Here is a 21,694-nt window from a genome sequence, read left to right as displayed (position 1 = left end):
TGTATGTGCTGTTTGCCCCGGTGGTTTGGAGGCACGAGAGGAGCCCGTGCGGGCCCCTCCCCGCAACGCTCAGCTTGGCTTTTGGTAACCGACGCCTTGGAACGAGAACTTGAGCTCCTTACCCTCGCCGTTCATCCGAGTCACTTCCAGATCGCCTGTGATCGAATTGCGGAACCGACCATACAAGCCTTCGCTCTGGACTGAACCCACCTTGATATTGCCTTGGTCATCCGTCGTGAAGGGCGCAGAAAAACTGCCTGCAGTCGGCGCAATCTGCGAACTGCGATCGATCTCCTTGCCGTAGTGTTCGACGAACCCGCTAAAACGTGTGGTCAAGCTAACCTTGCGATCGACGTAAAGGTCTTTGACATGTTGCTTGGGCCCCAATTTTTCGGGGTCCGTGACGTCCTGGATGTACCCGCTCAGCCGCAGCGGATTCTTCGGGTCTTGCTCCACGGTGAAGTTGTATTTATGACCGAACTTGAAATCCACCGCTGTACTGTTGCTCGCCCCTGGGCCACCATCCGCCTCGGAACTGCCGTGTGGCGCGGTAAAGTGCGACCCAAACCCGGAAAACGGCACCCGCGCCTTGCCGTCCTCCCGTGGCTGCAGCCCGATATACCCGCCGCCGAGGAAATTGCCCTGCTCGTCATTAATGCCGAACTGCATCGCGTAATAAATCCCCGCAGGCTCGCTACTGGTTCTTTGAGTGCCGGCGCCGATACTGATGGGGAAAGTAATGTTGCTCACCCCCTGGCCTGATCCGGGAACCGAGTAAGAAACGAGGTACATCCCATTGGGCGCTGAAGCTTCCTTCTTAACCTCCAGACGCGGATCGCTCACCCTGTCCAGCTTTGAAGTCTCGACAGTCACTGGCATCGCCGCCTGCCTGGAGACAACAGAGCCGGTTGAGCGCGCGAGGCCAGCGCCCGAGGCGGGGCGATCATCGCTTTCGGGTATTTGCCCCGGATGCCGCGACGTCGATGCGGGCGCGTCATGACGCGGCTCTGGTGTAACCGGTGCAATCACCTGTGGCTTCTGAGAGATATACATAGTCGTTACCAGCTCCTGCTTGAAAGTTGACCCATGGTAGGCGGGCCAACCCCAAGCGGGCAGCCGGAAAAAGCGTGCGCACCGTTAGGACTTTGCTGTACATCGAGGCCGGCCAGGTTAAAACGCCTTCGGCCCCAGGGCTGAACCGCTAAACCTCTTCGGCCATATGCTCCGCGATCTTTCCCCGCAACCAGCGCTCGGCCGGGTCATTGTCATGCACCCCGCTCCACACCATCGACAGCTCTGCCGCATCAATCGCGAACGGCGGGTCTTCGGCCCGCAGGCGGGTGCCCTCGGTCAAGGCGCAGGCCGCGTAATCCGGCACGGTCGCGATAATCTGCGAACCCGCCAGCAATGCGCGCAGCCCGCTGAACTGCGGCACCGCCAGCACCACCCGCCGCGAGCGGCCGATGCGTGCCAGGTCCAGGTCAATATTGCCGCTCAGGTCGCCCGAGAACGACACCATCGCATGGGGCCTGGCGCAATAATCGTCGAGGGTCAGTGGCGCCTCGCCATCATCGCCGCGCAGCACTTTGCAGGGAATATCGCGCAGCTTCTTGCGCTTGGCATTGGCCGGCAGTTCCGTGGTGTAGCTCACCCCCACCGAGATTTCGCCGCTGGCCAGCAGCGACGACATCAGCAGGAAGTTGGCCCGGCGCACCACCACGATGATGCCCGGCGCCTCTTCGCGCAGGCGACTGAGCAATGGCGGAAACAACCCGAACTCCGCATCGTCGGACAGGCCGATGCGAAACACCGCGCAGCTGGTGGAAGGGTCGAAATCCTTGGCGCGGCTGACGGCGCCTGAAATGGTGTCCATGGCCGGTTGCAGTTCCTTGAGTATCGCCAGCGCCCGTGGCGTGGGTTCCATGCCGCGACCGTTGCGCAGCAGCAACGGGTCGTCGAACAAGTCGCGCAGGCGGCCCAGTGCCGCACTCACCGCCGGCTGGCCCATAAAGAGTTTTTCGGCGACCCGGGTCAGGTTTTTCTCGAACATCAGCGCTTCGAAAATCACCAGCAGGTTCATGTCGACGCGGCGCAGGTCGTTGCGGTTCATGGCGGTATCCAAACGGTGTGCAGAGGGTCAGGAAAGCATGCCCGGAACGCTCTGGATTGCATACCTGTGCTGTCTTTTCCACGCTCGCACCTGGCGAAATTAACAACGATTAACTCGTCAGCCAGGCGGTCCGGCAACAAGATAAGCGGCGTCTACACTGCATCCATTCACCGGGAACGCTCCCATCGACTGCGGATATTTGTCATGGCCCGACTCGAGCAATATGCCCCTCGTTTATCCGCCACCGGAGGCCTATGCCCCCGGCGCGAGCGTATCGCCAAGCAGCTGATTCTCGCCAACCTCGGCGAAAGCCTGAGCATCGCCGAGCTGGCCCAGGCATGCGCCTTGTCGCGCAGCCATTTTTCCCGCGCATTCAAGTGCTCCACGGGGGTATCGCCCCAGGAATGGATTCGCCAGCAACGCATCCTGCGCGCCAAGGAACTGATCACCGGCTCGTCCCTGAGCCTCACTCAAATCAGCCTGGAATGTGGCTTCTGCGACCAGGCGCACTTCTGTCATATGTTCACCCGCAGCGAAGGCGTGAACCCGATGACCTGGCGAAACCACCACTCGCGCCCCAAACCCGAGGTGATCGCCGCCTAGTGGTCTTGATGCACCTGGAATATGCTGGCCCTCCCCGACTCCTGAACCCGTGCAGCCATGAATGACTTGAGCGACCAGGCCGTGCACTTCGGCCCCTACCGCATCCATCCGCGTGAGCGCCTGGTGCTGGAGGCCGGTCGCCCGCTGCGCCTGGGACGGCGGGCGGTGGATATTCTGCTGATCCTGCTCGAGCACGCCGGCAATGTGGTGAGCAAGCAGGAGCTGATCGCACGGGTCTGGCCCAAAAGCGTGGTGGAAGACGGCAACCTGCGGGTGCACATGGCCGCGTTGCGCAAGGCCCTGGGCGACGGCCAGGCCGGGCAGCGCTATATCGTCACGGTCGCCCAGCGCGGCTACAGTTTTGTCGCGCCACTGAGCATCGAACCGATGACGCTACCCACCGACGGCGCCCCCCAACGCCCAAGCCACAACCTGCCGCTGCGGCGCACGCGCATGCTCGGCCGCCAGGCGCTGATCGACGCGCTGGTGCAGCAATTGCCGCAGCAACGTTTCATCACCCTCACCGGTGCCGGCGGCATCGGCAAGACCACCGTCGCCCTGCGCGTGGCGGAGTTGCTGATCGGCCATTACCGCGACGGCATCCACCTGCTCGACCTGGCGCCACTCAGTGCCGCCTCGATGATCCTGCCCAACCTCGCAGCCCTACTCGGCGCCCCGCCTGGCGAGCATGCGCCGCTGGCCGGCTTTGCCCGCAGCCTGCAGGCACGCCAGATGCTGCTGGTGATCGACAACTGCGAACACCTGCTCGACGACATCGCCCTGATCAGCGAAACCCTGCTGCGCCATGCGCCGCACCTGCACATCCTCACCACCAGCCGCGAAGCCCTGCGCGCCGAAGGTGAATACGTGCAACGCCTCGAACCGCTGACGTGCCCGCCTGCCACCGGCAACCGCGCCCAGGCCCTGGGTTACCCGGCCATGCAGCTGCTGATCGAGCGCGCCATGTCCCATCAAGACAGCTTTGCCCTCAGCGACGCCGAACTGCCGCTGGCGATCGATATCTGCCAGCGCCTGGACGGCATTCCCCTGGCCATCGAGCTGGTGGCCGCGCAGATCGAGCGTTTTGGCTTAGCGGGCCTGCTGGTGCAGATGGAAGACAACTTTCGCCTGCTGACCCGCGGGCGGCGCAGCGCCCTGCCCCGCCAGCAAACCCTGCGGGCCACGCTCGACTGGAGCTTTGACCTGCTCACCGACTGCGAAAAAATCTGCCTGCGCCGGCTCGCGGTGTTTCGCGGCGGCTTCAGCCTGGTCAGCGCGGCGGCGGTGATCGCCGGGGAGCACATCGCCCCGGCCGAAGTGCTGGGCTCGATCACGCAACTGGTGGCCAAGTCGTTGCTGAACGTGGACGCCAGCGAGGACGAGATGGTCTATCGTCTGCTCGATATCACCCGCACCTACGCCCTGGAAAAGCTCAGCCTCGCCGGCGAGCTGCAAGCCACCCGCGAGCGTCACGCGGCACGCTGCCTGGCCCTGATGGAACAGGCCCAGGGCGATTGGGAACTGATTGCCACACAGCCCTGGATCGACCGCTACGCCCCGCTGCGTGAAGACGTGCGCGCCGCCCTCGATTGGGGCTTTGCCGACACTGCGGGGCACTTGCTGGCGATCCGGCTGACGGTCAGTGCGATGCCCCTGTGGCAGGAACTGTCGCTGCTGCGCGAGCACGCCGGCTATGTGGACAAGGCACTGGCGCTGATCGATCGGGTCGAAGCGCCCTGCACGCAATTGGCCCTGCAGCTGCAATTGGCCCTGGGCAGCCTCTCCTACCACGCCGTGGGCGCCGCGCCCCAGACCATCGCCGCGTTTGTCGCAGCCGCACGCCTGGCAGAAGAGCGCCAGGACCTGGCCGGCCAGTTGCGTGCGGTTTCCGGGCACATGGCGGCGAACCTGTGTGCCGGGCGCTATGTTCAAGCGCTGGAACAGAGCAGGCAGTTCGATCGCCTCGACCCGCGCACCGAGCCGCTGCTGGACCTGAGCACCCAACGCTTGCGCGCCCTGGCCCAGCATTACACCGGCCATCAGGCGCTGGCCCGACAGCAGGCCGAGCAAGTGCTGCAGCGCATGAGCCACAGCGCCCACGTGAACCGCTTCGCCCATGGCGTCGGCGTGCAATACGACCAGAGCGTCGCGTCCCTGACCGTGCTGGCGCGAATCCTCTGGTTGCAGGGCTTTCCGGAACGCGCCTGGCGCACCGCCAGCCAGGCACTGGAACTGGCGCTGCAGATCAACCACGGTACGTCGATCTGCTACACCCTGGCCCTGGCCGGTGTGGTGATCGCCCGCTACAACGGTGCCGAAGACGATGCGCAAACCCTGCAAAGCCTGCTGCTGGAGCAGTCCCACACGCATTCGGTGCAACTGTTCCAGACCTGGGCCGGGCATTACGCCGGCATCCTGTGCAACGGGGATTTACAGGGCCTGGGGCTGATCGAGGACACCCTGGTCACCTTCGGCATGCGCCACGTCGATGAGCCAGGTCTCGAACGGGCACGCAGTGGCGCGGCGGGTTGGTGTGCCCCGGAGATCCTGCGGGTCTACGCCGGGCAGGCAGCGCTGCGAGGTGATACCCAGGGCGCGCAGACGCTGCTGCTCGAAGCCCTCGACCTGGCACGCCAGCAAGGCGCCCTGGCCTGGGAGCTGCGGTGTGCGGGCTCCCTGGCGCAACTTTGGCAACAGCAAGGACGCAAGCAGGCAGGCATCGACTTGCTGAACCCCCTCTACGCAAGATTTACCGAAGGCTTCGCCACCCAGGATCTACTGCGCGTACGCCGCCTGCTCGACGAGTTGCAGGACAAACGGCCGGCCTGAAAACGCGCCCAGGCACTCCCCGTAGCCTTGTTGCAGGCGCGCTACCTGACGCGGGTCACGCAGTTGCGCCAAGGCGTAGCTGCGCACGCAGTTGAGCAGGCGATAGCGCGTCGGGCCCAGGCCGGGCTCGACGCTCAGCAGCGACATATTCACCAGACGCGCCAGCAGGTAAGACAGGTCGGCGTGTTCAAGCTCGGTACCGCTCACCATTTCGCTCAAAGTGGGCAGGGTCACCGCCATCTTGAACAAGCCCAGCTGCAGGAACAGCCAGCACTCCGGCAGGCTCAGGCGCGCATAGCTCCAGTCCAGCGCAGCAGCCAGCGAACGATGCCGCTCCACCGCGGTGCGACGCCCGCGGCTCAGCCCGTGCAAGCCCATGCACAATTGCTGCTGCACACCGCCGATGCCGAGTGCGTCGACCTGGGCGGCGGCCAGTTCAAGGGCCAACGGGATGCCGTCCAGCCGCCGGCAAATCTCACGCAACGGCGCCAACTCCTGGGTCCGCAACACAAACCCCTGCTGGCTGGCGCGTACCCGTGTGACAAACAGTTGCACCGCAGGACAGGCCATGGCCTGTTCGACACTGGCCAACGCTGACGGTGACGGCACGCTCAGCCGTGGCACCCGCACCACCCATTCGCCAGGCGCGAGCAAGGCTTCGCGGCTGCTGATCAGCACGCTGACCTGGGGTGCCCGTTCGCCCAATATGCGCACCAGCGTGCGACAGGCACCGAGCAGCAGGTCGGCCCCATCGAGTACCAGCAACAACTGGCGCGAGGCTAACTGTCGGGCCAGCTCGTCGAGGCTGTCGGCGGGGTCCAGCTGTAATACCGTGGCCAGATGGCCGAGCAGTTCGCCCGGGGTTTGCAGGCTGGTCACGTCGACCCACCACACCCCATCGCGATAGCGGGGCACCATGCGTTCGGCGAGGGCCAGGGCCAGCGTACTCTTGCCGATGCCGGCAACACCGGTAAGGGTCAACAGGCGCTGCCCGGCGATGCGGCGCACCAGCACAGCCACCAGCTCATCGCGACCGAGTACCGGGCTGAGCCGTGCCACCAGGTTGTGCTGTGCCGGCACCGTCGGCAGTGTGCCTTGCACGGGCGCGGCGAAGCAGTAGCCACGCTGCGGGTGGTTGAGGATGACACGCTGCCCGTCGAGGGCGCGACGCAACGCGACAATGTGCACGCGCAGGTTATTGTCTTCGACCACGCTGTTGGGCCAGACCCGCTCGATCAAGGTCGCCTTGCTGATAAATTGCCCCGGCGCTTCCAGCAACACCGCGAGAATATCCAGCGCGCGCCCGCCCAGCGGCACCGGCCAACCGGCCTTGCTGACCAGGCGCTGGTGCCGATGAAAGGTGTAGGGGCCGAAGCTCACCGCCGCAGAATCATTCATGTCCGTAACCGCGCTGAAACACCCGTGCTTGAGTGCCTGCGCATCCTTTTCCGTGGGCTCGACGTTATCTTGCCAGCTGAGGATGACAGGACAATCCCGGCACGAGGAGCGATACGGACAATCGGGTGCCTCAGACGGACATTGTGTCGTTAACTGAACTGTTGTCGGTATTGGGTAGGGTTCAGGCCGAGCTTTTCACTGAACAAAAAGCGCATATGCCGCACGCTGCCGAAGCCGGCGTGGAAGGCCACGGTCTTGAGCGGTAAATCGGTGGTTTCCAACAACTGCCGGGCGCGGTCGATGCGCGCGCCTTGCAGGAACGCCATGGGCGTCATCTGCACCTCCTTGGCGAACAGTCGCGCAAAGTGACGCGCACTCATGCCGGCCAGCTCGGCCATGGACTCGATGGTAAAGGGTTGGTCCAGATGCGCCAGCACATGGTGCTGCACACGAGTGATCGCGGTTTCCTGGGGCGCCACGGCAGCGGTCATCGGGCTGAACTGGGCCTGGCCACCCTGGCGCTTCATCACCACCAGCAACACCTTGGCCACGTCCACTGCCACTTGCTTGCCATGGTCCTGGGCGACGATCGACAGGGCCAGGTCGATACCGGCAGTGACCCCGCCCGAGGTGATCAGGCGCCGGTCCTGCAGGTAGATGCGATCGGTCTCGACCCTGGCGTGGGGGAACGCTTTGATAAGGCGCTCGGTGTAGTGCCAATGAGTGGTCACGCGGTGCCCGTCAAGCAAGCCGGCATGCCCGAGCACAAAGGCGCCGGTGCAGATCGAACCGAAACGCCGGGCCCGTGGCGCCACCGCCTTCAGCCAGGGCAGCAGCGCAGGATGGCATTCGTTATAGGCACCCGGGCCGCCCGGAACCAGCAGTAGGTCGTAGTCCGCCTGGGCCTGCTCCAGCAGCAGGTCGGTCTGCACCATCACGCCATTGGAGGCACGCAACGGCCCGGGTTCGGTACCGATGGTGAGGATGCGGTAGTGGTCGGCCGCCGGCAGGTAGCGGTTGGCAATCGAGAACACTTCGAGCGGCCCGGCCATGTCGAGCAGCAGGAAGTCCGGGAACAGCGCCATGGCCACGGTTTTCATAGGTGGGAATGTCCATCAAGTAGAAAGGCGACGCGCATTATGGCATGACTTTACTGTCAACCCAGATATGACAGTTATTCAGATTTCATCTTCTTAATGAATTATCCGTTAACCATTAACCTTCTTCTCAACGCAAGCGCCCTGCATTTCGCAGCCCGCGCTCACTTGAGGACTGGACCATGCTGACCCTTCGCAAAGCTTCCGAACGCGGCGCCGCCAATCACGGTTGGTTGAAGTCATTTCACACCTTCTCCTTCGCCAACTACTGGAACCCCAAGGAGCAGGGTTTTTCCGACCTGCTGGTGATCAACGATGACCGCGTCGCCGCCGGCAAAGGCTTCGGCCAGCACCCGCACCGCGACATGGAAATTTTCTCGTATGTGCTCGAAGGCGCACTGGAACACAAGGACACCCTGGGCACCGGCTCGGTGATTCGTCCCGGCGATGTGCAACTGATGAGTGCTGGCAGCGGCGTGGCCCACAGCGAGTTCAACCACAGCCAGCGCCACGGCGTGCACTTCCTGCAAATCTGGATCGTGCCCAACGAAGCCGGGGCCAAGCCGCGCTATCAGCAGGAGCACTTCAGTGAGGCGCAAAAACGCGGGCGCCTGCAGTTGATCATCTCGCCGGATGGCGCCGACGGTTCGTTGAACGTTCGCCAGGACGCACGGGTGTACGCCGGGTTGTTCGATGGCGATGAAAGCGCGCAACTGGACCTGGCGCCGGATCGCTACGCCTACATCCATGTGGCACGCGGCAGCGTCGAGCTCAATGGCCAGCGCTTGCAGGAAGGCGACGGCGTGCGGGTACGGGACGAGCGCGAGATTCGCCTGAGCCACGGCGAAGACGCCGAGGTGCTGGTGTTCGACCTGCGCCCCAACGAACTGCCGCAGATGCCATGACCATTGTTGGCATCGATAGTCACCATCAGCGCAATGAAGTTCTCTTAAGAACTGCGACGCGTAACATCAAACCCCATGCCAAACGGCACCCAACCAAGACACTCGGAGCACACACTCATGAAACGCCAACTCTTGCTTAGCCTCGCTTTCTCGGTACTGGCTGCAAACGCTTTCGCCCACCCGGTAGTCGCTGAAGGCGGCGCGGAACGCCTGATTGAAACCCGCGTTGCCGAAGGTGGTGCGGACCGCTTGCAGGAACGCGGCCTGGCTGAAGGCGGTGCGGATCGCTTGCAGGAACGTGGCCTGGCTGAAGGCGGTGCTGATCGCCTGCCGACAAACCAGGTATAACCCTGGCTGTTGAAGGGACACCCCAAACCGGCCTGATCAGCCGGTTTTTTTTCGTCTTCGATTTATGCGTTAAAGCAGGTTTGAAACGCTCAACCTATGGCTGTCAGCTTCTTCAAGTTGGCCTGCGCATCGTCCCGCGCGATGTACAGGAAACTTTTCCCTTCCTGTACCTTGAACAGAAGTTTCATACCGACCAGTTTTTCAAGATCTTTGCGTGCAGTGTTTTCCGAAATGTCATAGTCATGGGTAAGTTCCTTGGGCGTATAAATGCGCCCCGGATGCTGCAGCACTTTCTTCAAGAAATGGCCCTGTCGGTAATTCAGCCCCTCCTTTAAATCAAGGGCATCCAACCAGCTCATCAGCTCTACGGCTTCTCGTCGTTTACCCTCGAAATACAGCATGAATTCGTTCATTGCGCGTTCGATGATCCGCAACTGATAGATGACGAAATAGGTCAGATCGAACCCATCGGTTTCCGTATGGATATACGAACGCCCATATTGCATGGGGGCCTCTTTAAGCAGTGCGCTGATGGAAATGTACTCAAAGGGCCAATAACCACTTTTGAGCATGAACCAATAAAACAAAGCGCGTGCGGTCCGACCGTTGCCGTCTCTGAAGGGATGTTCATAACCCAGCATGAAATGAAGGATGATGGCCTTGACCACTGGATGGATAAAGTGCGCGCCGCCTTGGCCGTCATGCTGATCGTTGGCAAACCTGCAAAGCGCCTCGAGCCTGTCCGGCAGCACTGCGGCCTGAGGTGGTTGATGAATGATTTCATTCCCGGCGCCGCCAACAAAAATATCGTTGGTCGTCCTGATATGCCCAGGGCGAACATCGTCCTCTTCAATACCCGCCGTTGCGATGGCATGAAACTCACAGATCAACGCGACAGACAGCGCTTCGCCCTGGTGGTACTTGGCATGTTTCATCAGGTGATAGTTGTTGAGGATCATCCGCTCATCATCATTCTGCGGCGCACGCTCCTTGGCCAGCATGTCCTTGGCGATTTTGCGCGTAGTCGCCGCACCTTCCAGCTGGGCACTGGAGATGGCCTCCTCCATCATCAATGAATCGACCAGGTACTGAGCATTATCGCGGTACTGAGGAGACGCCGCTGCTGCACCGCCCAGGCTGGAGGTCACAGACTCGACGGCGTGAATCACCGCATCACTGAAATCCGTGGAACACAAGAAAAAAGCGCTGCCGCATTCGCTATTGAGTTCAAGGGTCTTACTTGCACAGGCCCGGGACATCTTGATGGCGGCCCACGCGGCCTCCTTATTCACGCCGGGTGTGGGGTAACGGCGAAATTCATCCCAATGCAGATACCGGCCTTTGTCATCGACCGCCTTGAACATGCGTGCAAGCTCGAAAACCTGCAAGCCATGACGACTCAGTAACGTGCCGAAATCAGTGGGTTTATGGATCTTTGCCACAACTGAAACTCAATTTTCTAAAATTGAGTTGATCGTGGTGCCTAACGACCAACGTGTCAACGTGTACAGCGCAGAAAACTGCACGCTGCACTTTGTGGCGAGGGAGCTTGCTCCCGCTGGACTGCACAGCAGTCCTTGAGCGGTCTGACCCATCTTCTGTGTCGATTGGGAGGCCGTCACGGGAGCAAGCTCCCTCGCCACAGGTGTGCGGGTTCTTCTTACCCTTCGCGCTTGACCTTCAAGTGCCGCGCATACCACGGCCGCTGCGGCACGCGCTTGAACAGGCCCTTGAGCAGATCGTCATCGGCGCCGAAGGTGATGCGCAGGGCCAGTTTCATGATTTCCGGGTCCATTTCCATCGAGCGTCCCTGCTGCAACCCCGGCGTGGAGCTGCAGCCATGGGTGTCCGGGCCAAGCCAGGGATCGCCTATTTCAACCCAGCGCCCCGACGCAAACCAGGCTACGCCGTTGACCTCGAGCCGGGTGACTTCGCCGGGATTGAAGCGTTCGTGGGCGCGAAACCAGTCTTCGATACGATCATCGATCCACCCGTGGAAGTGCCAGAACACCGGATTGACATGCGAAGAAAACGGATCACCAAGGAAGTCATTTTCCGGCGCATACCAGCGCGCGGCAAAGTCCGCAGGGTCGCGGGCAAACGGCACCGGGGCGCCGTTGGACGGGTCGCGCGGCACCGAGGCCCAGCGCATGTGCAGCCAGTCGTGCAGGCCCAGTTCCATTTCCGAGCCCAATTGGCCGAGCGTCAATCGGGCCAGGTAGCGCGGGTCGCGGTATTGGGATTCCCACACCTGGAAATTGCTGTGGTAGGTCTCGGCGGCCTTGATGTCGCTGACCCACTGGGTGTAATCGGCGTCGTCCGGCGCCGACCAGCAGGGCGGCAGCGCAAAGCCGTCGTGGTTGTCGAAGTAACGCAAAAAGCCCTGGCGATCACGCTCCAGCGCCGGCTGCGGCGCGGGGAAGTGCGGCCATGACGGCAGGTCCTGCAGGGAGCGGGCAGTGCCGAGCATATGGCGGTGCATGAAGAAGAAGTCGATGCCCGAGCCGTTACGGTCCTTGCGCTTGCCCCGCGCATCGCGCTCCTGGCCACGCGGCCCGGGTTGCCAGCCGATGCCGCGCAGGGCTTCGCGTTTTTCCTCGGAGAGTTTGTGCCATTGGTCACGGCTGGCGTGCCACAGCTGGTGAAACAGGCGATGTTCGGGGGCAATCAGCCACGCCAGCAGGGCCTCGTTGAGGCCGATACGCTGGCGGGCTTCGGGGAACAGCTGTTTGTGGGCGATAAAACGGTTGTCGCGCTCGGTCAATGCCAACGGCCGCTCAAGGTCGAGGATCTGCCCACTGAGCGTGGCGCTGCCGGCATTGCCGAAGTCGGCCCAGACTTCATCGAGGGTCATCTTGAATTCGTAGGCCGGAATGCCCGCCGCCGAATCGCAGTCGATCAGCCGCCAATAGAGCAACCCGCCCTCGCCCGTCAGCAGATCGCCCAAGACACGGTAGCGTGGTTCGCCGTCGCCACGCAGGTGCTCGGCGGTGTCCAGATACCCGCGCAAGCCCCGCCCACGGGGTGCGACATCCAGCAGCAATTGCAGGCCCTGCAACGGCAGTCCCTTGAGGCCGGCATCACGGCCTTCCAGACGCAGATTCCACACGCCGCGCAAGGTGTTCGCCAAGTGCTGGCCCTGGGTGTCGGCCAGGTCGACCGTGGCTTCGCCGGGGGTGACCGGGAATTCGTCTTCCCGTGCCAGCTCGCGATGGGCATAAAAGGCCGCAGGCACGGCCGCGCCGGTCAGCGCCAGGCCTGCGATGAACCCACGTCGAGAGATCGTCATTGTCTACCTTAGGAAACGGCTTAATCAGAGCTAGAACGTTTTCAACCTGGGGAAATTTACCGGCCCTGGGCCGCTCGCTAAATTTTCCCTGCCATCGCTCGTTCTTCCCTGATAGCAACGGCCTCAACTGACTGAGATGGCAATGACAAAACCACGTTCGAAAAAGGCGCTGTATATCGGCCTGCCGCTGGCACTGGCCGTCGCCGCTGGGGCCGGCCTGCTGGCCTGGGATCACTGGTTCAAGGGTAACGCCGGCTACCCGCTGGAGGTGATCAAGCAAGCCAACGAAATGCAGGATCGCCTGTTGTCGTTCGACAGCCATATCACCGTGCCCATGGATTTCGGCACCGCCGGCAACGAAGCCGACAAGGACGGCAGCGGCCAGTTCGACCTGGCCAAGGCGGCGCGCGGCCGCTTGTCCGGTGCGGCCCTGACCATTTTCGGCTGGCCGGAAATCTGGAACGGCCCCAACGCCCCGCACAAGCCCACCGACGGCTTTGTCGAAGAGGCCCGCCACGAGCAGGAGGTGCGCTACAAAATCATCTCCGGCATGGTCCGCGACTTTCCCAACCAAGTGGGCATCGCCTATACCCCGGACGATATGCGCCGCCTGCACGGCGAAGGCAAGTTCGCGATCTTCATCAGCATGCTCAACGCCTACCCGCTGGGCAACGACCTGAACCAGCTGGACCTGTGGGCGGCGCGCGGCATGCGCATGTTCGGTTTCAGCTACATCGGCAACAACGCCTGGGCGGACTCATCGCGCCCGCTGCCGTTTTTCAATGACACCGCTGACGCCCTCGAGGGCCTGTCGCCCATCGGCCAGCAAGCGGTGCAGCGCCTCAACGACCTGGGCGTGATCATCGACGTGTCGCAGATGTCGACCAAGGCTCTGGAGCAGGTCGCGCAATTGAGCCGTACGCCGATGGTGGCCTCCCATTCAGCGCCCCGGGCGTCGGTGGACATCCCGCGCAACCTCAGCGACAAGGAGTTGCAGCTGATCAAAAACAGCGGTGGCGTGGTGCAGGTGGTGGGCTTTCCTGCCTACCTGCGCCCCCTGAGCCAGCCGACCCAGGACAAGCTCAACGCCCTGCGCGCGCGCTTCGACCTGCCGCCCCTGCCGAACCTGGCGATGGCCCTGATGCCGGGCGACGCGATCATCGCCGCGTGGCCCGAACAGCGCTTCGGCCAATACGCCAGTGAGTTGTACGCAATCCTCGAAGAAGAACCCAAGGCAACCCTCAAGGACTGGGGGGACGCCATCGACTACACCGTGCGCAAGATTGGCATCGACCACGTCGGCATCGCTTCGGACTTCAACGACGGTGGTGGTCTGCAGGGTTGGGAGAACGTCGGCGAGGTGCGCAACGTCACCGCCGAACTGATCCAGCGCGGTTATTCCGAAGCCGATATCGCCAAGCTGTGGGGCGGTAACTTCCTGCGGGTGTGGGAGCAGGTGCAAAAAGCCGCCAAACCCTTGGCCAACCGCGAAGTCAGCCCATGACCGACCGCCGCACCTTTCTCAAGCAGGCCGACGTGTTTGCCGCCAGCCTGCCGCTGGGGGCCGCGCTGATGCCGCAGGTGCTGGCAGCCGCCACCAACGATCCCTGGACGGGATTGAAGCAGCTTTTCGAGCAGGACCCGGATTACCTGCATTTTTCCAACTTCCTGGTGGCCTCGCACCCTAGGCCGGTGCGCGAGGCCATCGAGCGCTACCGCGCGCAGATCGACCGCAACCCAGGCCTGGCGATGGACTGGGACCTGCAGGAAACCTGGAAACGCGAAGGCCAGGTGCGTGAGTGGGCCGGTCGCTACCTGAACGCCACGCCGCCGCAGATCGCCCTGACCGGCAGCACGTCCGAGGGGCTGGCGATGATTTACGGCGGGATCCAGGTGCGCGCCGACCAGGAAATCCTCACCACCGAGCACGAGCATTACGCGACACAGAACGTGCTGGATTTTCGCGTGCGCAAGGAAAGCACCCGGGTGCGCCGTATCCGCCTGTTCGACAGCGCAAGCCGTGTGTCAGTCGATGAAGTATTGGGCAATATCCAGCGCAATATCCGCCCCAACACCCGTGTGCTGGGCATGACCTGGGTGCAGTCGGGCAGCGGGGTCAAATTGCCCATCGGCGAAATCGGCCAACTGGTGGATGAACACAACCGCCACCGCGACGACAACGACCGCATCCTCTATGTAGTCGACGGTGTGCACGGCTTCGGCGTGGAAGACCTCGATTTCCCTGGCATGCATTGCGATTTTTTCATCGCCGGCACCCACAAGTGGATGTTCGGCCCGCGCGGTACCGGCCTGGTGTGCGCACGCGATGCCCAGAACAGGTACGTCACGCCGATGGTGCCGACGTTCTCAGAAGACAAGGATTTCGCCACCACCATGACCCCCGGCGGCTACCACGCCTTCGAACATCGCTGGGCCGCCGACGAAGCGTTCAAGTTGCACCTGCAGCTGGGCAAGGCGCCGGTGCAGGCGCGAATCCACGCACTCAACACCGAGCTTAAGGAACAGCTGCTGGCGCATCGGCAGATCGAACTGGTCACGCCGCGCAGCCCGGAGTTATCGGCGGGCTTTACCTTCTTTCGGGTCAAGGGCCAGGACAGCGATGCTGTAGCGGCGCACATGCGGCAAAACCGTGTGGTGATCGACGCGGTGGACCGCGATGTCGGGCCGGGCATTCGCACCGCCCCCGGCCTGCTCAACAGCTCGGCTGAAATCCAGCGCTTCATGGCGCTACTGAGCCAGCGGCTGTGACCCCTTTTTTATTTGAACGAGACGCTCACATGATGCCCTTTCGACTCAACCCCCTGACCGCCCTGGCACTCACCGCATTGTGCGGCGCCCTGCTCCCTGGCCTGGCCCAGGCGGCTGCACCGCAACCGGGCAAAGTCTTCAAGGACTGCAAGGACTGCCCGGAAATGGTGGTGCTGCCCGCCGGCACTTTCACCATGGGGACCCCGGAAGACGAAGTCGGCCGCGAGCCCGACGAAGGCCCGATGCATGCAGTGACCTTCGCCAAGCCCTTCGCCATGAGCCGCTTCCACATCACCGCCGGCGAGTGGGACAGCTACGTGCGCCAGACCGGGGTGAAGATCGCCAATGGCGATGACCGCCCCGGCCGTGAATGCATCGCCAGCAAGCCGCGCTACCCCCAGGGGCCACGCCAGCCGGCCGTGTGCATGGACATGGACGACATCAAGCGCTACGTGAGCTGGCTGTCGAAGAAAACCGGGCAGCAATACCACATGGTCAGCGAGGCCCAGCGCGAATATGCCGCCCGCGCCGGCACCAGCGGGCCGTTCCCCTTCCCGTTCGACGAAGGCAAGGGCTACAGCATCGCCCAGCACGCCAACACCTACGGCCCGGCGGACGGCTACAGCTATTCATCACCGGTGGGCAGCTACCCGCCGAATGCGTTTGGCCTGTATGACATGCACGGCAACGTGTACGAGCGGGTTGCCGATTGCGAGCACGCCAACTACATCGGCGCACCGACTGACGGCAGTGCCTGGGTGGAGCCGAACTGTGAGGCCTACCAGATCCGCGGCAATGACTGGGGCGAGGCACCGGTGTTTTCCCGCTCCGGCAACCGCAACAACATCTACCCGCAGACGCGCGGTGACTGGATTGGATTTCGGGTAGTGCGCGACCTCTAAGCCATACGCACATCCACTGTGGGAGGGGGCTTGCTCCCGATAGCGGTGATTCAGTCAATGCAGATGTCGACTGATACACCGCTATCGGGAGCAAGCCCCCTCCCACATTTGATTGCGCTCAGCCTTTTTTGGCCAACAGCTCCAGGCCTTCATGCAACGCCGGGAACAGGCTGTTGTTGAAGTTGTTCCAGCGCAGTTCGAGGATCGTGTCCTGCGGCGAAATCTCGGTCTTCAGTACGTCGTGGAACACTTCGCCGGAATCGATGCCGTTATCCACGTAGTGGAACGACGCACCGGTAAGGTACAGCGGCTCCGAAGGTGTGGTGGCCTTGGTCGCCCAGTCCACCACCGTCTGCCCGCGCGCGCCGTACAACGCATTCCAGGTGGCATAGGCGCCACGGCGTTCGTACGGCGATTCGATACGCGTGATACCCGGATGGATGTTCATGATGCGCCGCGCAAATGGCGCGCCTGGGCGTACCAGGTCATCGAGGATCACCAGCAAGCCATCCAGCACCACGATGTCAGCGTTCAATTCAACCAGCGTGTCATGCAGGCGCCGCTCGAAATCCTGCTTGCCGGCGATATGTTCGGCGCTGCCCCGTGGCAGGCGGCGATAGGTCGACGGCACGCTCAGCAGCAGGTCGTTGACCAACGTGCCCTGCACGCGCAAGTCGGCCGGGTACAGCCATTGGCGGCCAGGCTGGTAAGCGAACCCGTAATCGGCGACCAGCGCCTGATCCCGCGGGTTTTGCTCATCATCGTCATACACCACGCCGACCAGGTTGTAGGCATCGCCCAGCGAGGTGTCGTTGAGCGAGCCCACCAGAAACTCCAGCACCGACTTCATGTAGCGCTCATGGTCCTTGTAGGCCACCGGCTGCCCGGCCTTGTCGGCGGCGGCATTTCTCAGGGACCACACATACACCAGGTTCTTTTTCGTCATTGTTTCGCTCTCGCAGAAGGAATACGTACGGCGTGAATAGCCGTGCGCCTACCCAACAGGAACGAACCAGCCCTCGCGCAATTTATCCCCGCGCCGGCACCGCCCGGCACACCGGGCTAAATAGTCGCGCCGACACTTCGTTTGTCATGGGTAAGGGTCTGTGTGCCCAGCCCCTCTTTTCACTCTCCGGGATGTATTTATGACCGACCCCAAACGCGGCGCCTTCAACGGCTTGCTCGCCCTGCTCCGGCCCTTTCGCGCCATTGTGACGGTCTCCGTGGGCCTCGGCATGGTCGGCGGCCTGGCCATTACCCTGCTGCTGGCCACCATCAATAACGCGCTGCATTCGGCCGACGGCATGACCCAGGGCGTGGTGATGACCTTTGCCGCGTTGTGCGTGGTGGCGCTGCTCAGTTCGATCATTTCCGACATCGGCACCAACTACGTCGGGCAACGAATCATCGCCGCCCTGCGCAAGGACCTGGGCGAAAAGGTGCTGTCGGCGCCCATCGGGCAGATCGAACGGTATCGCTCGCACCGCCTGATCCCGGTGCTGACCCACGACGTCGACACCATCAGCGACTTTTCCTTCGCGTTCACACCCCTGGCCATCGCGGCCACGGTCACTCTCGGTTGCCTGGGCTACCTGGCCTACCTGTCCGTGCCGATGTTCCTGATGATGGTGGTGGCGATCATTATCGGCAGCGCCGTGCAATTCATCGCCGGCGGCAAAGGCATTCAGGGCTTCGACCTGGCGCGCAGCCATGAAGACGAGCTGCAGCGTTACTACAACGCGATCGCGTCCGGCGCCAAGGAACTGCGCATGCACCGGCCACGGCGGTTTCGCATGAACACCCATCGCATCCAGGAAACCGCCGACCGCATCAGCGATATCCAGGTGCGTTCGGTCAATATTTACATCCTCGCCAAGACGTTTGGTTCGATGCTGTTCTTCGTGGTCATCGGCCTGGCCCTGGCAATGCAGGCGTACAACCCCAACCCGGATCCGACCGTAATCACCGGGTTCGTGCTGGTGCTGCTGTACATGAAAGGCCCGTTGGAGCACCTGCTCGGTTACCTGCCTGTGGTCGGCAAGGCCAAGATTGCCTTTGGCCGCATCAGTGAGCTGTCGGAACGCTTCTCGTCGCCGGAACCGCACCTGTTGATGGACGACAGCGAAGCGCCAAAACCGGTGGTCAACAGCCTGGAGCTGCGCGGCGTGAGCTACAGCCCGCCAGCGGTCGAAGGCAGCGAGCCGTTCCACCTGGGGCCGATCAACCTGAGCATCAAGCAAGGCGACATCGTGTTTATCGTCGGTGAGAACGGCAGCGGCAAGACCACTTTGATCAAGCTTTTATTGGGCCTGTACCCACCCCAGGCCGGCGAGATTCGCCTGAACGGCGAAGCGGTCACCGACCCGGAACGCGACGACTACCGCCAGTTGTTCACCACGGTATTTTCCGACTACTACCTGTTCGACGACCTGGTGCAAGGCAGCGCCACCCAGTCCCTGGACAGCGCCACTAAATACCTGGAACGCCTGGAAATCGCGCACAAGGTCAGTGTCAAGGACGGCGTGTTCAGCACCACCGACCTCTCCACCGGCCAACGCAAGCGCCTGGCCTTGGTCAACGCCTGGCTGGAAGAACGCCCGGTGCTGGTGTTCGACGAATGGGCCGCCGACCAGGACCCCGCCTTCCGCCGAATCTTCTACACCGAGCTGTTGCCGGACCTCAAGCGCCTGGGCAAAACCATCATCGTGATCAGCCACGACGACCGTTATTTCGACATCGCCGACCAACTGGTGCGCCTGCGCGCCGGCCAAGTGGTGCACGAGATGGAACCGGCGTGAATTTTATTTTCCGGTTTTTCGAGGTAGGAACGTCTCACTAGTGGTAATGAGAATTAACCTCAATAGATACGTATAACTGCCCACTTAAAACCTAGAAGAGAAAGCATCCATGCCAGCACGACTCGGTCTCAGCCCCCTGAGCAAAGTGTTATCCATGCGCAGGGCCCTGAACATGAACCTTCTTCCGAGTGCCCTGGCACTGGCGGTGTCGCTGCCGATTGCAGGCTATGTACAGGCCCAGGAGATCGAGTTGAACATTCCTGCACAGCCGCTGGGGAGCGCGCTGCAGGAATTCGGGCGCCAGACCAATGTGCAAGTGTTGTACAGCCCTGGCGATGTGCAGGGTAAGAACAGCCGGGCCATCAAGGGCAAGCTGCAGCCGCAGCAGGCCATCGATGCATTGCTGGCAGGCAGCCAGACCACCTACAGCCTCAACGGCAATACCTTGACCGTGGCTGCTGCCGGTACCGGTGGCGGGCTGGAGCTGAGCCCGACCCAGGTAACCGCCAACTACCTGGGCAACATCACCGAAGGTTCGGGTTCCTATACCCCGGGCACCATCGCCACCGCCACGCGCCTGACCCTGACACCCCGGCAAACCCCGCAGTCGATCACAGTGCTCACCCGCCAGCACATCGAGGACTTCGGCCTCAACAACATGGATGACGTGATGCGCCACACCCCGGGCATCACGGTGTCGGCCTATGACAGCGACCGTACCAACTACTATTCCCGTGGTTTCTCGGTCAACAGTTTCCAGTACGACGGCATTCCGTCCACCGTGCGTAACGTCGGTTACTCGGCGGGCAACACCTTGAGCGACATGGCGATCTACGACCGGGTTGAAGTGCTCAAGGGCGCTACCGGCCTGCTCAATGGGGCAGGCTCCCTGGGTGCAACCATTAACCTGATCCGCAAGAAGCCAACGGCGGATTTCAAGGGGCATGTGCAACTGGGCGCCGGTTCCTGGGACAACTACCGCAGCGAAGTGGATGTCAGCGGGCCCCTGACCGACAGCGGCAATGTGCGTGGGCGTGCGGTCGCAGCCTATCAGGACAAGAAGTCCTTCATGGACCACTACTCGCGCAAGACCGAAACCTACTACGGCATCACCGAATTCGACCTGTCCCCCGACACCATGCTGACGGTGGGCTTCGATTACCAGGACAACGTTCCGCAGGGTTCGAGCTGGTCCGGCTCCTTCCCGCTGGTCAACTCCAACGGCAGCATCAACAAGATGCCGCGCTCCTACAACAATGGCACCACCTGGAGTTCCTGGGAGCAGAACACCCGTACCGCGTTCGCCATGCTCGAGCATGACCTGGGCGACGGCTGGGTGACCAAGTTCCAGCTCGACCACAAGATCAACGGCTATCACGCCGACCTCGGTTCGATCCAGTTCGTCCAGCCGGCAGCCGATGGCACCGCTGAAATCAACGGGCAGAAATACACCGGCGAAACCAAAAGCACTTCCGCCGACCTCTACGCCACCGGGCCTTTCAGCCTGTTCGGCCGCGAACACGAGCTGGTGGTGGGCGGCTCGATCGGTACCTCGCGCTGGCAGGGCAAGGGTTACTGGGCGCCGGAATGGCCGGGGGGCAATAAAGTCGATTTCTATAACTGGAATGGCCATATCTCCAAGCCGATCTACGGCCCGGCCCAGCAGTACATCGACGACACTATCCGCCAGACAGGCTACTACGTGACCACACGCTTGAACGTGATGGATGACCTGAACGTGATCCTCGGCGGGCGCGTGGCCAACTACCACGTGACTGGCAATAACCCTTCCTACAAGGAAACCGGCCGGTTTATCCCGTACGCCGGGGTGATCTACGACCTCAACGAAAACTTCTCGGCATACGCCAGCTACACCGATATTTTCCAGCCGCAGGAAAGTACCTATAAGGATCGCAACGAAAAGCTGTTGGAACCGGACGAAGGGCAAAACTACGAGATTGGCCTCAAGGGCGAATTCTTCGAGGGCCGCCTGAACACCAGCATCGCTTACTTCGAAGTGCACGAGACCAACCGCGCGATCTCGGACGACGCGTACAACAACCAAAACCCGACCCCGCAGAACTATGCGTTCAAAGGCTCCAAGGCCGTGACCAAAGGGTACGAAGCGGAAATCTCCGGTGAACTGAGCCCAGGCTGGCAAGTGCAAGGTGGCTACACCCACAAGATCGTGCGCGATGATGACGACAAGAAGATCTCCACCTTCGAACCCGAGCATCAGGTCAATCTGAACACCACCTACAAGCTCAAGGGTGACCTGGACAAGTTCACCATTGGCGGCGGCGTACGCTGGCAGACCAAGGGCTGGAACGAGATCTGGAACGGGTCGCTCGAAACCAACCAGGACATCACCCAGGAATCCTACTGGCTGGTGGACCTGATGACCCGCTATCAGGTCACCAAGAACCTGTCGGCGACGGTCAACTTCAACAACATCTTCGACAAGTCCTACTACACCAACGTTGGTTTCTATAACTCAGCCGCCTACGGCGAACCGCGTAACGTGATGGTCAGCACCCGCTGGGACTTCTGACCGCACGGCGACAAGCTCCCCAATCGGCGGAGTAATGAAGATCCAAATGTGGGAGGGGGCTTGCCCCCGATGGCAGTGAGTCAGTCAATACATCT

At 62.1% G+C, this 21,694-nt stretch carries 16 protein-coding genes; 9 read left to right on the top strand and 7 right to left on the bottom strand.

Annotated elements, in window-relative coordinates:
• Nucleotides 1–69 precede the first annotated feature (69 nt).
• Nucleotides 70–1,053, bottom strand: a complete 984-nt coding sequence (locus C4J93_RS27385; protein ID WP_256660173.1) for a hypothetical protein — start codon at nucleotides 1,051–1,053, stop codon at nucleotides 70–72.
• A 148-nt stretch (nucleotides 1,054–1,201) separates the two neighbouring features.
• Complete coding sequence (locus C4J93_RS12115; RefSeq protein ID WP_124429433.1) at nucleotides 1,202–2,110, bottom strand: LysR family transcriptional regulator; 909 nt, start codon at nucleotides 2,108–2,110, stop codon at nucleotides 1,202–1,204.
• A gap of 204 nt (nucleotides 2,111–2,314) precedes the next feature.
• Here C4J93_RS12115 and C4J93_RS12110 point away from each other — a divergent pair, with 204 nt between their 5' ends.
• Both C4J93_RS12110 and C4J93_RS12105 read left to right on the top strand, forming a co-directional pair.
• A complete protein-coding gene (locus C4J93_RS12110; protein WP_124362564.1) occupies nucleotides 2,315–2,713 on the top strand; it encodes a helix-turn-helix domain-containing protein in 399 nt (132 codons plus the stop codon).
• Between the two features lie 57 nt (nucleotides 2,714–2,770).
• Nucleotides 2,771–5,542 (top strand): winged helix-turn-helix domain-containing protein, encoded by a 2,772-nt coding sequence (locus tag C4J93_RS12105; protein ID WP_124429432.1) that lies wholly within the window; start codon nucleotides 2,771–2,773, stop codon nucleotides 5,540–5,542.
• Here C4J93_RS12105 and C4J93_RS12100 read toward each other — a convergent pair.
• Both C4J93_RS12100 and C4J93_RS12095 read right to left on the bottom strand, forming a co-directional pair.
• A complete protein-coding gene (locus C4J93_RS12100; RefSeq protein ID WP_124429431.1) occupies nucleotides 5,489–6,940 on the bottom strand; it encodes a winged helix-turn-helix domain-containing protein in 1,452 nt (483 codons plus the stop codon). The two genes, C4J93_RS12105 and C4J93_RS12100, sit on opposite strands and share 54 nt — an antisense overlap.
• Before the next feature lie 149 nt (nucleotides 6,941–7,089).
• Entirely contained in the window at nucleotides 7,090–8,040 is a 951-nt protein-coding gene (locus C4J93_RS12095) for a GlxA family transcriptional regulator (protein ID WP_124370483.1), read from the bottom strand.
• Nucleotides 8,041–8,219: 179 nt separating this feature from the next.
• Between C4J93_RS12095 and C4J93_RS12090 the strand changes: the two genes are divergently transcribed.
• Complete coding sequence (locus tag C4J93_RS12090; protein WP_124429430.1) at nucleotides 8,220–8,942, top strand: pirin family protein; 723 nt, start codon at nucleotides 8,220–8,222, stop codon at nucleotides 8,940–8,942.
• 117 nt (nucleotides 8,943–9,059) lie between these two features.
• A complete protein-coding gene (locus C4J93_RS12085) occupies nucleotides 9,060–9,290 on the top strand; it encodes a hypothetical protein (RefSeq protein WP_124429429.1) in 231 nt (76 codons plus the stop codon).
• Between the two features lie 89 nt (nucleotides 9,291–9,379).
• On the opposite strand, the gene C4J93_RS12080 is transcribed toward C4J93_RS12085, so the two are convergent.
• The gene (locus C4J93_RS12080) at nucleotides 9,380–10,732 is read right to left on the bottom strand and encodes a Fic family protein (protein WP_124429428.1); all 1,353 of its coding nucleotides are present in this window, start codon (nucleotides 10,730–10,732) and stop codon (nucleotides 9,380–9,382) included.
• A 218-nt stretch (nucleotides 10,733–10,950) separates the two neighbouring features.
• Nucleotides 10,951–12,579 carry a PvdJ/PvdD/PvdP-like protein gene (locus C4J93_RS12075; RefSeq protein WP_124429427.1) on the bottom strand — a complete coding sequence of 543 codons (1,629 nt, stop codon included), beginning with the start codon at nucleotides 12,577–12,579 and terminating at the stop codon, nucleotides 10,951–10,953.
• Between the two features lie 142 nt (nucleotides 12,580–12,721).
• Here C4J93_RS12075 and pvdM point away from each other — a divergent pair, with 142 nt between their 5' ends.
• From pvdM to C4J93_RS12060, 3 genes are read left to right on the top strand one after another with little or no spacing between them, the layout of a single operon-like run.
• Nucleotides 12,722–14,083: a pyoverdine-tailoring dipeptidase-like protein PvdM gene (gene pvdM / locus C4J93_RS12070; protein WP_124429426.1), complete on the top strand. Its 1,362-nt coding sequence runs from the start codon at nucleotides 12,722–12,724 to the stop codon at nucleotides 14,081–14,083.
• Nucleotides 14,080–15,348 carry an aminotransferase class V-fold PLP-dependent enzyme gene (locus C4J93_RS12065; RefSeq protein WP_124429425.1) on the top strand — a complete coding sequence of 423 codons (1,269 nt, stop codon included), beginning with the start codon at nucleotides 14,080–14,082 and terminating at the stop codon, nucleotides 15,346–15,348. The genes pvdM and C4J93_RS12065 overlap by 4 nt, the downstream gene beginning before the upstream one ends.
• A gap of 29 nt (nucleotides 15,349–15,377) precedes the next feature.
• Entirely contained in the window at nucleotides 15,378–16,250 is an 873-nt protein-coding gene (locus C4J93_RS12060; RefSeq protein ID WP_124370476.1) for a formylglycine-generating enzyme family protein, read from the top strand.
• Between the two features lie 118 nt (nucleotides 16,251–16,368).
• On the opposite strand, the gene C4J93_RS12055 is transcribed toward C4J93_RS12060, so the two are convergent.
• Nucleotides 16,369–17,196 carry a N(5)-hydroxyornithine transformylase PvdF gene (locus C4J93_RS12055; protein WP_124429424.1) on the bottom strand — a complete coding sequence of 276 codons (828 nt, stop codon included), beginning with the start codon at nucleotides 17,194–17,196 and terminating at the stop codon, nucleotides 16,369–16,371.
• 199 nt (nucleotides 17,197–17,395) lie between these two features.
• Here C4J93_RS12055 and C4J93_RS12050 point away from each other — a divergent pair, with 199 nt between their 5' ends.
• Together C4J93_RS12050 and C4J93_RS12045 are read left to right on the top strand one after the other, a co-directional pair.
• Nucleotides 17,396–19,048, top strand: coding sequence for a cyclic peptide export ABC transporter (locus C4J93_RS12050; protein WP_124429423.1), 1,653 nt, complete (start codon nucleotides 17,396–17,398; stop codon nucleotides 19,046–19,048).
• Between the two features lie 109 nt (nucleotides 19,049–19,157).
• Entirely contained in the window at nucleotides 19,158–21,599 is a 2,442-nt protein-coding gene (locus C4J93_RS12045; RefSeq protein WP_124429422.1) for a TonB-dependent siderophore receptor, read from the top strand.
• Nucleotides 21,600–21,694 lie beyond the last annotated feature (95 nt).

It is taken from the genome of Pseudomonas sp. R2-37-08W, from assembly GCF_003851705.1.
In the GTDB taxonomy this organism is placed as follows: Bacteria; Pseudomonadota; Gammaproteobacteria; order Pseudomonadales; family Pseudomonadaceae; genus Aquipseudomonas.
The sequence above is the reverse complement of the archived record's forward strand: the minus strand, read 5'-3'. Positions and strand labels throughout refer to the sequence as shown.

Coding starts and splice junctions, on each gene's coding strand:
- pvdM (WP_124429426.1), top strand. CDS start 12,722: ATGACAAAACCACGTTCGAAAAAGGCGCTGTATATCGGCCTGCCGCTG.
- C4J93_RS12045 (WP_124429422.1), top strand. CDS start 19,158: ATGCCAGCACGACTCGGTCTCAGCCCCCTGAGCAAAGTGTTATCCATG.
- C4J93_RS12075 (WP_124429427.1), bottom strand. CDS start 12,579: ATGACGATCTCTCGACGTGGGTTCATCGCAGGCCTGGCGCTGACCGGC.
- C4J93_RS12065 (WP_124429425.1), top strand. CDS start 14,080: ATGACCGACCGCCGCACCTTTCTCAAGCAGGCCGACGTGTTTGCCGCC.
- C4J93_RS12055 (WP_124429424.1), bottom strand. CDS start 17,196: ATGACGAAAAAGAACCTGGTGTATGTGTGGTCCCTGAGAAATGCCGCC.
- C4J93_RS12115 (WP_124429433.1), bottom strand. CDS start 2,110: ATGAACCGCAACGACCTGCGCCGCGTCGACATGAACCTGCTGGTGATT.
- C4J93_RS12060 (WP_124370476.1), top strand. CDS start 15,378: ATGATGCCCTTTCGACTCAACCCCCTGACCGCCCTGGCACTCACCGCA.
- C4J93_RS12085 (WP_124429429.1), top strand. CDS start 9,060: ATGAAACGCCAACTCTTGCTTAGCCTCGCTTTCTCGGTACTGGCTGCA.
- C4J93_RS12095 (WP_124370483.1), bottom strand. CDS start 8,040: ATGAAAACCGTGGCCATGGCGCTGTTCCCGGACTTCCTGCTGCTCGAC.
- C4J93_RS12100 (WP_124429431.1), bottom strand. CDS start 6,940: ATGAATGATTCTGCGGCGGTGAGCTTCGGCCCCTACACCTTTCATCGG.
- C4J93_RS12110 (WP_124362564.1), top strand. CDS start 2,315: ATGGCCCGACTCGAGCAATATGCCCCTCGTTTATCCGCCACCGGAGGC.
- C4J93_RS12105 (WP_124429432.1), top strand. CDS start 2,771: ATGAATGACTTGAGCGACCAGGCCGTGCACTTCGGCCCCTACCGCATC.
- C4J93_RS12050 (WP_124429423.1), top strand. CDS start 17,396: ATGACCGACCCCAAACGCGGCGCCTTCAACGGCTTGCTCGCCCTGCTC.
- C4J93_RS27385 (WP_256660173.1), bottom strand. CDS start 1,053: ATGTATATCTCTCAGAAGCCACAGGTGATTGCACCGGTTACACCAGAG.
- C4J93_RS12090 (WP_124429430.1), top strand. CDS start 8,220: ATGCTGACCCTTCGCAAAGCTTCCGAACGCGGCGCCGCCAATCACGGT.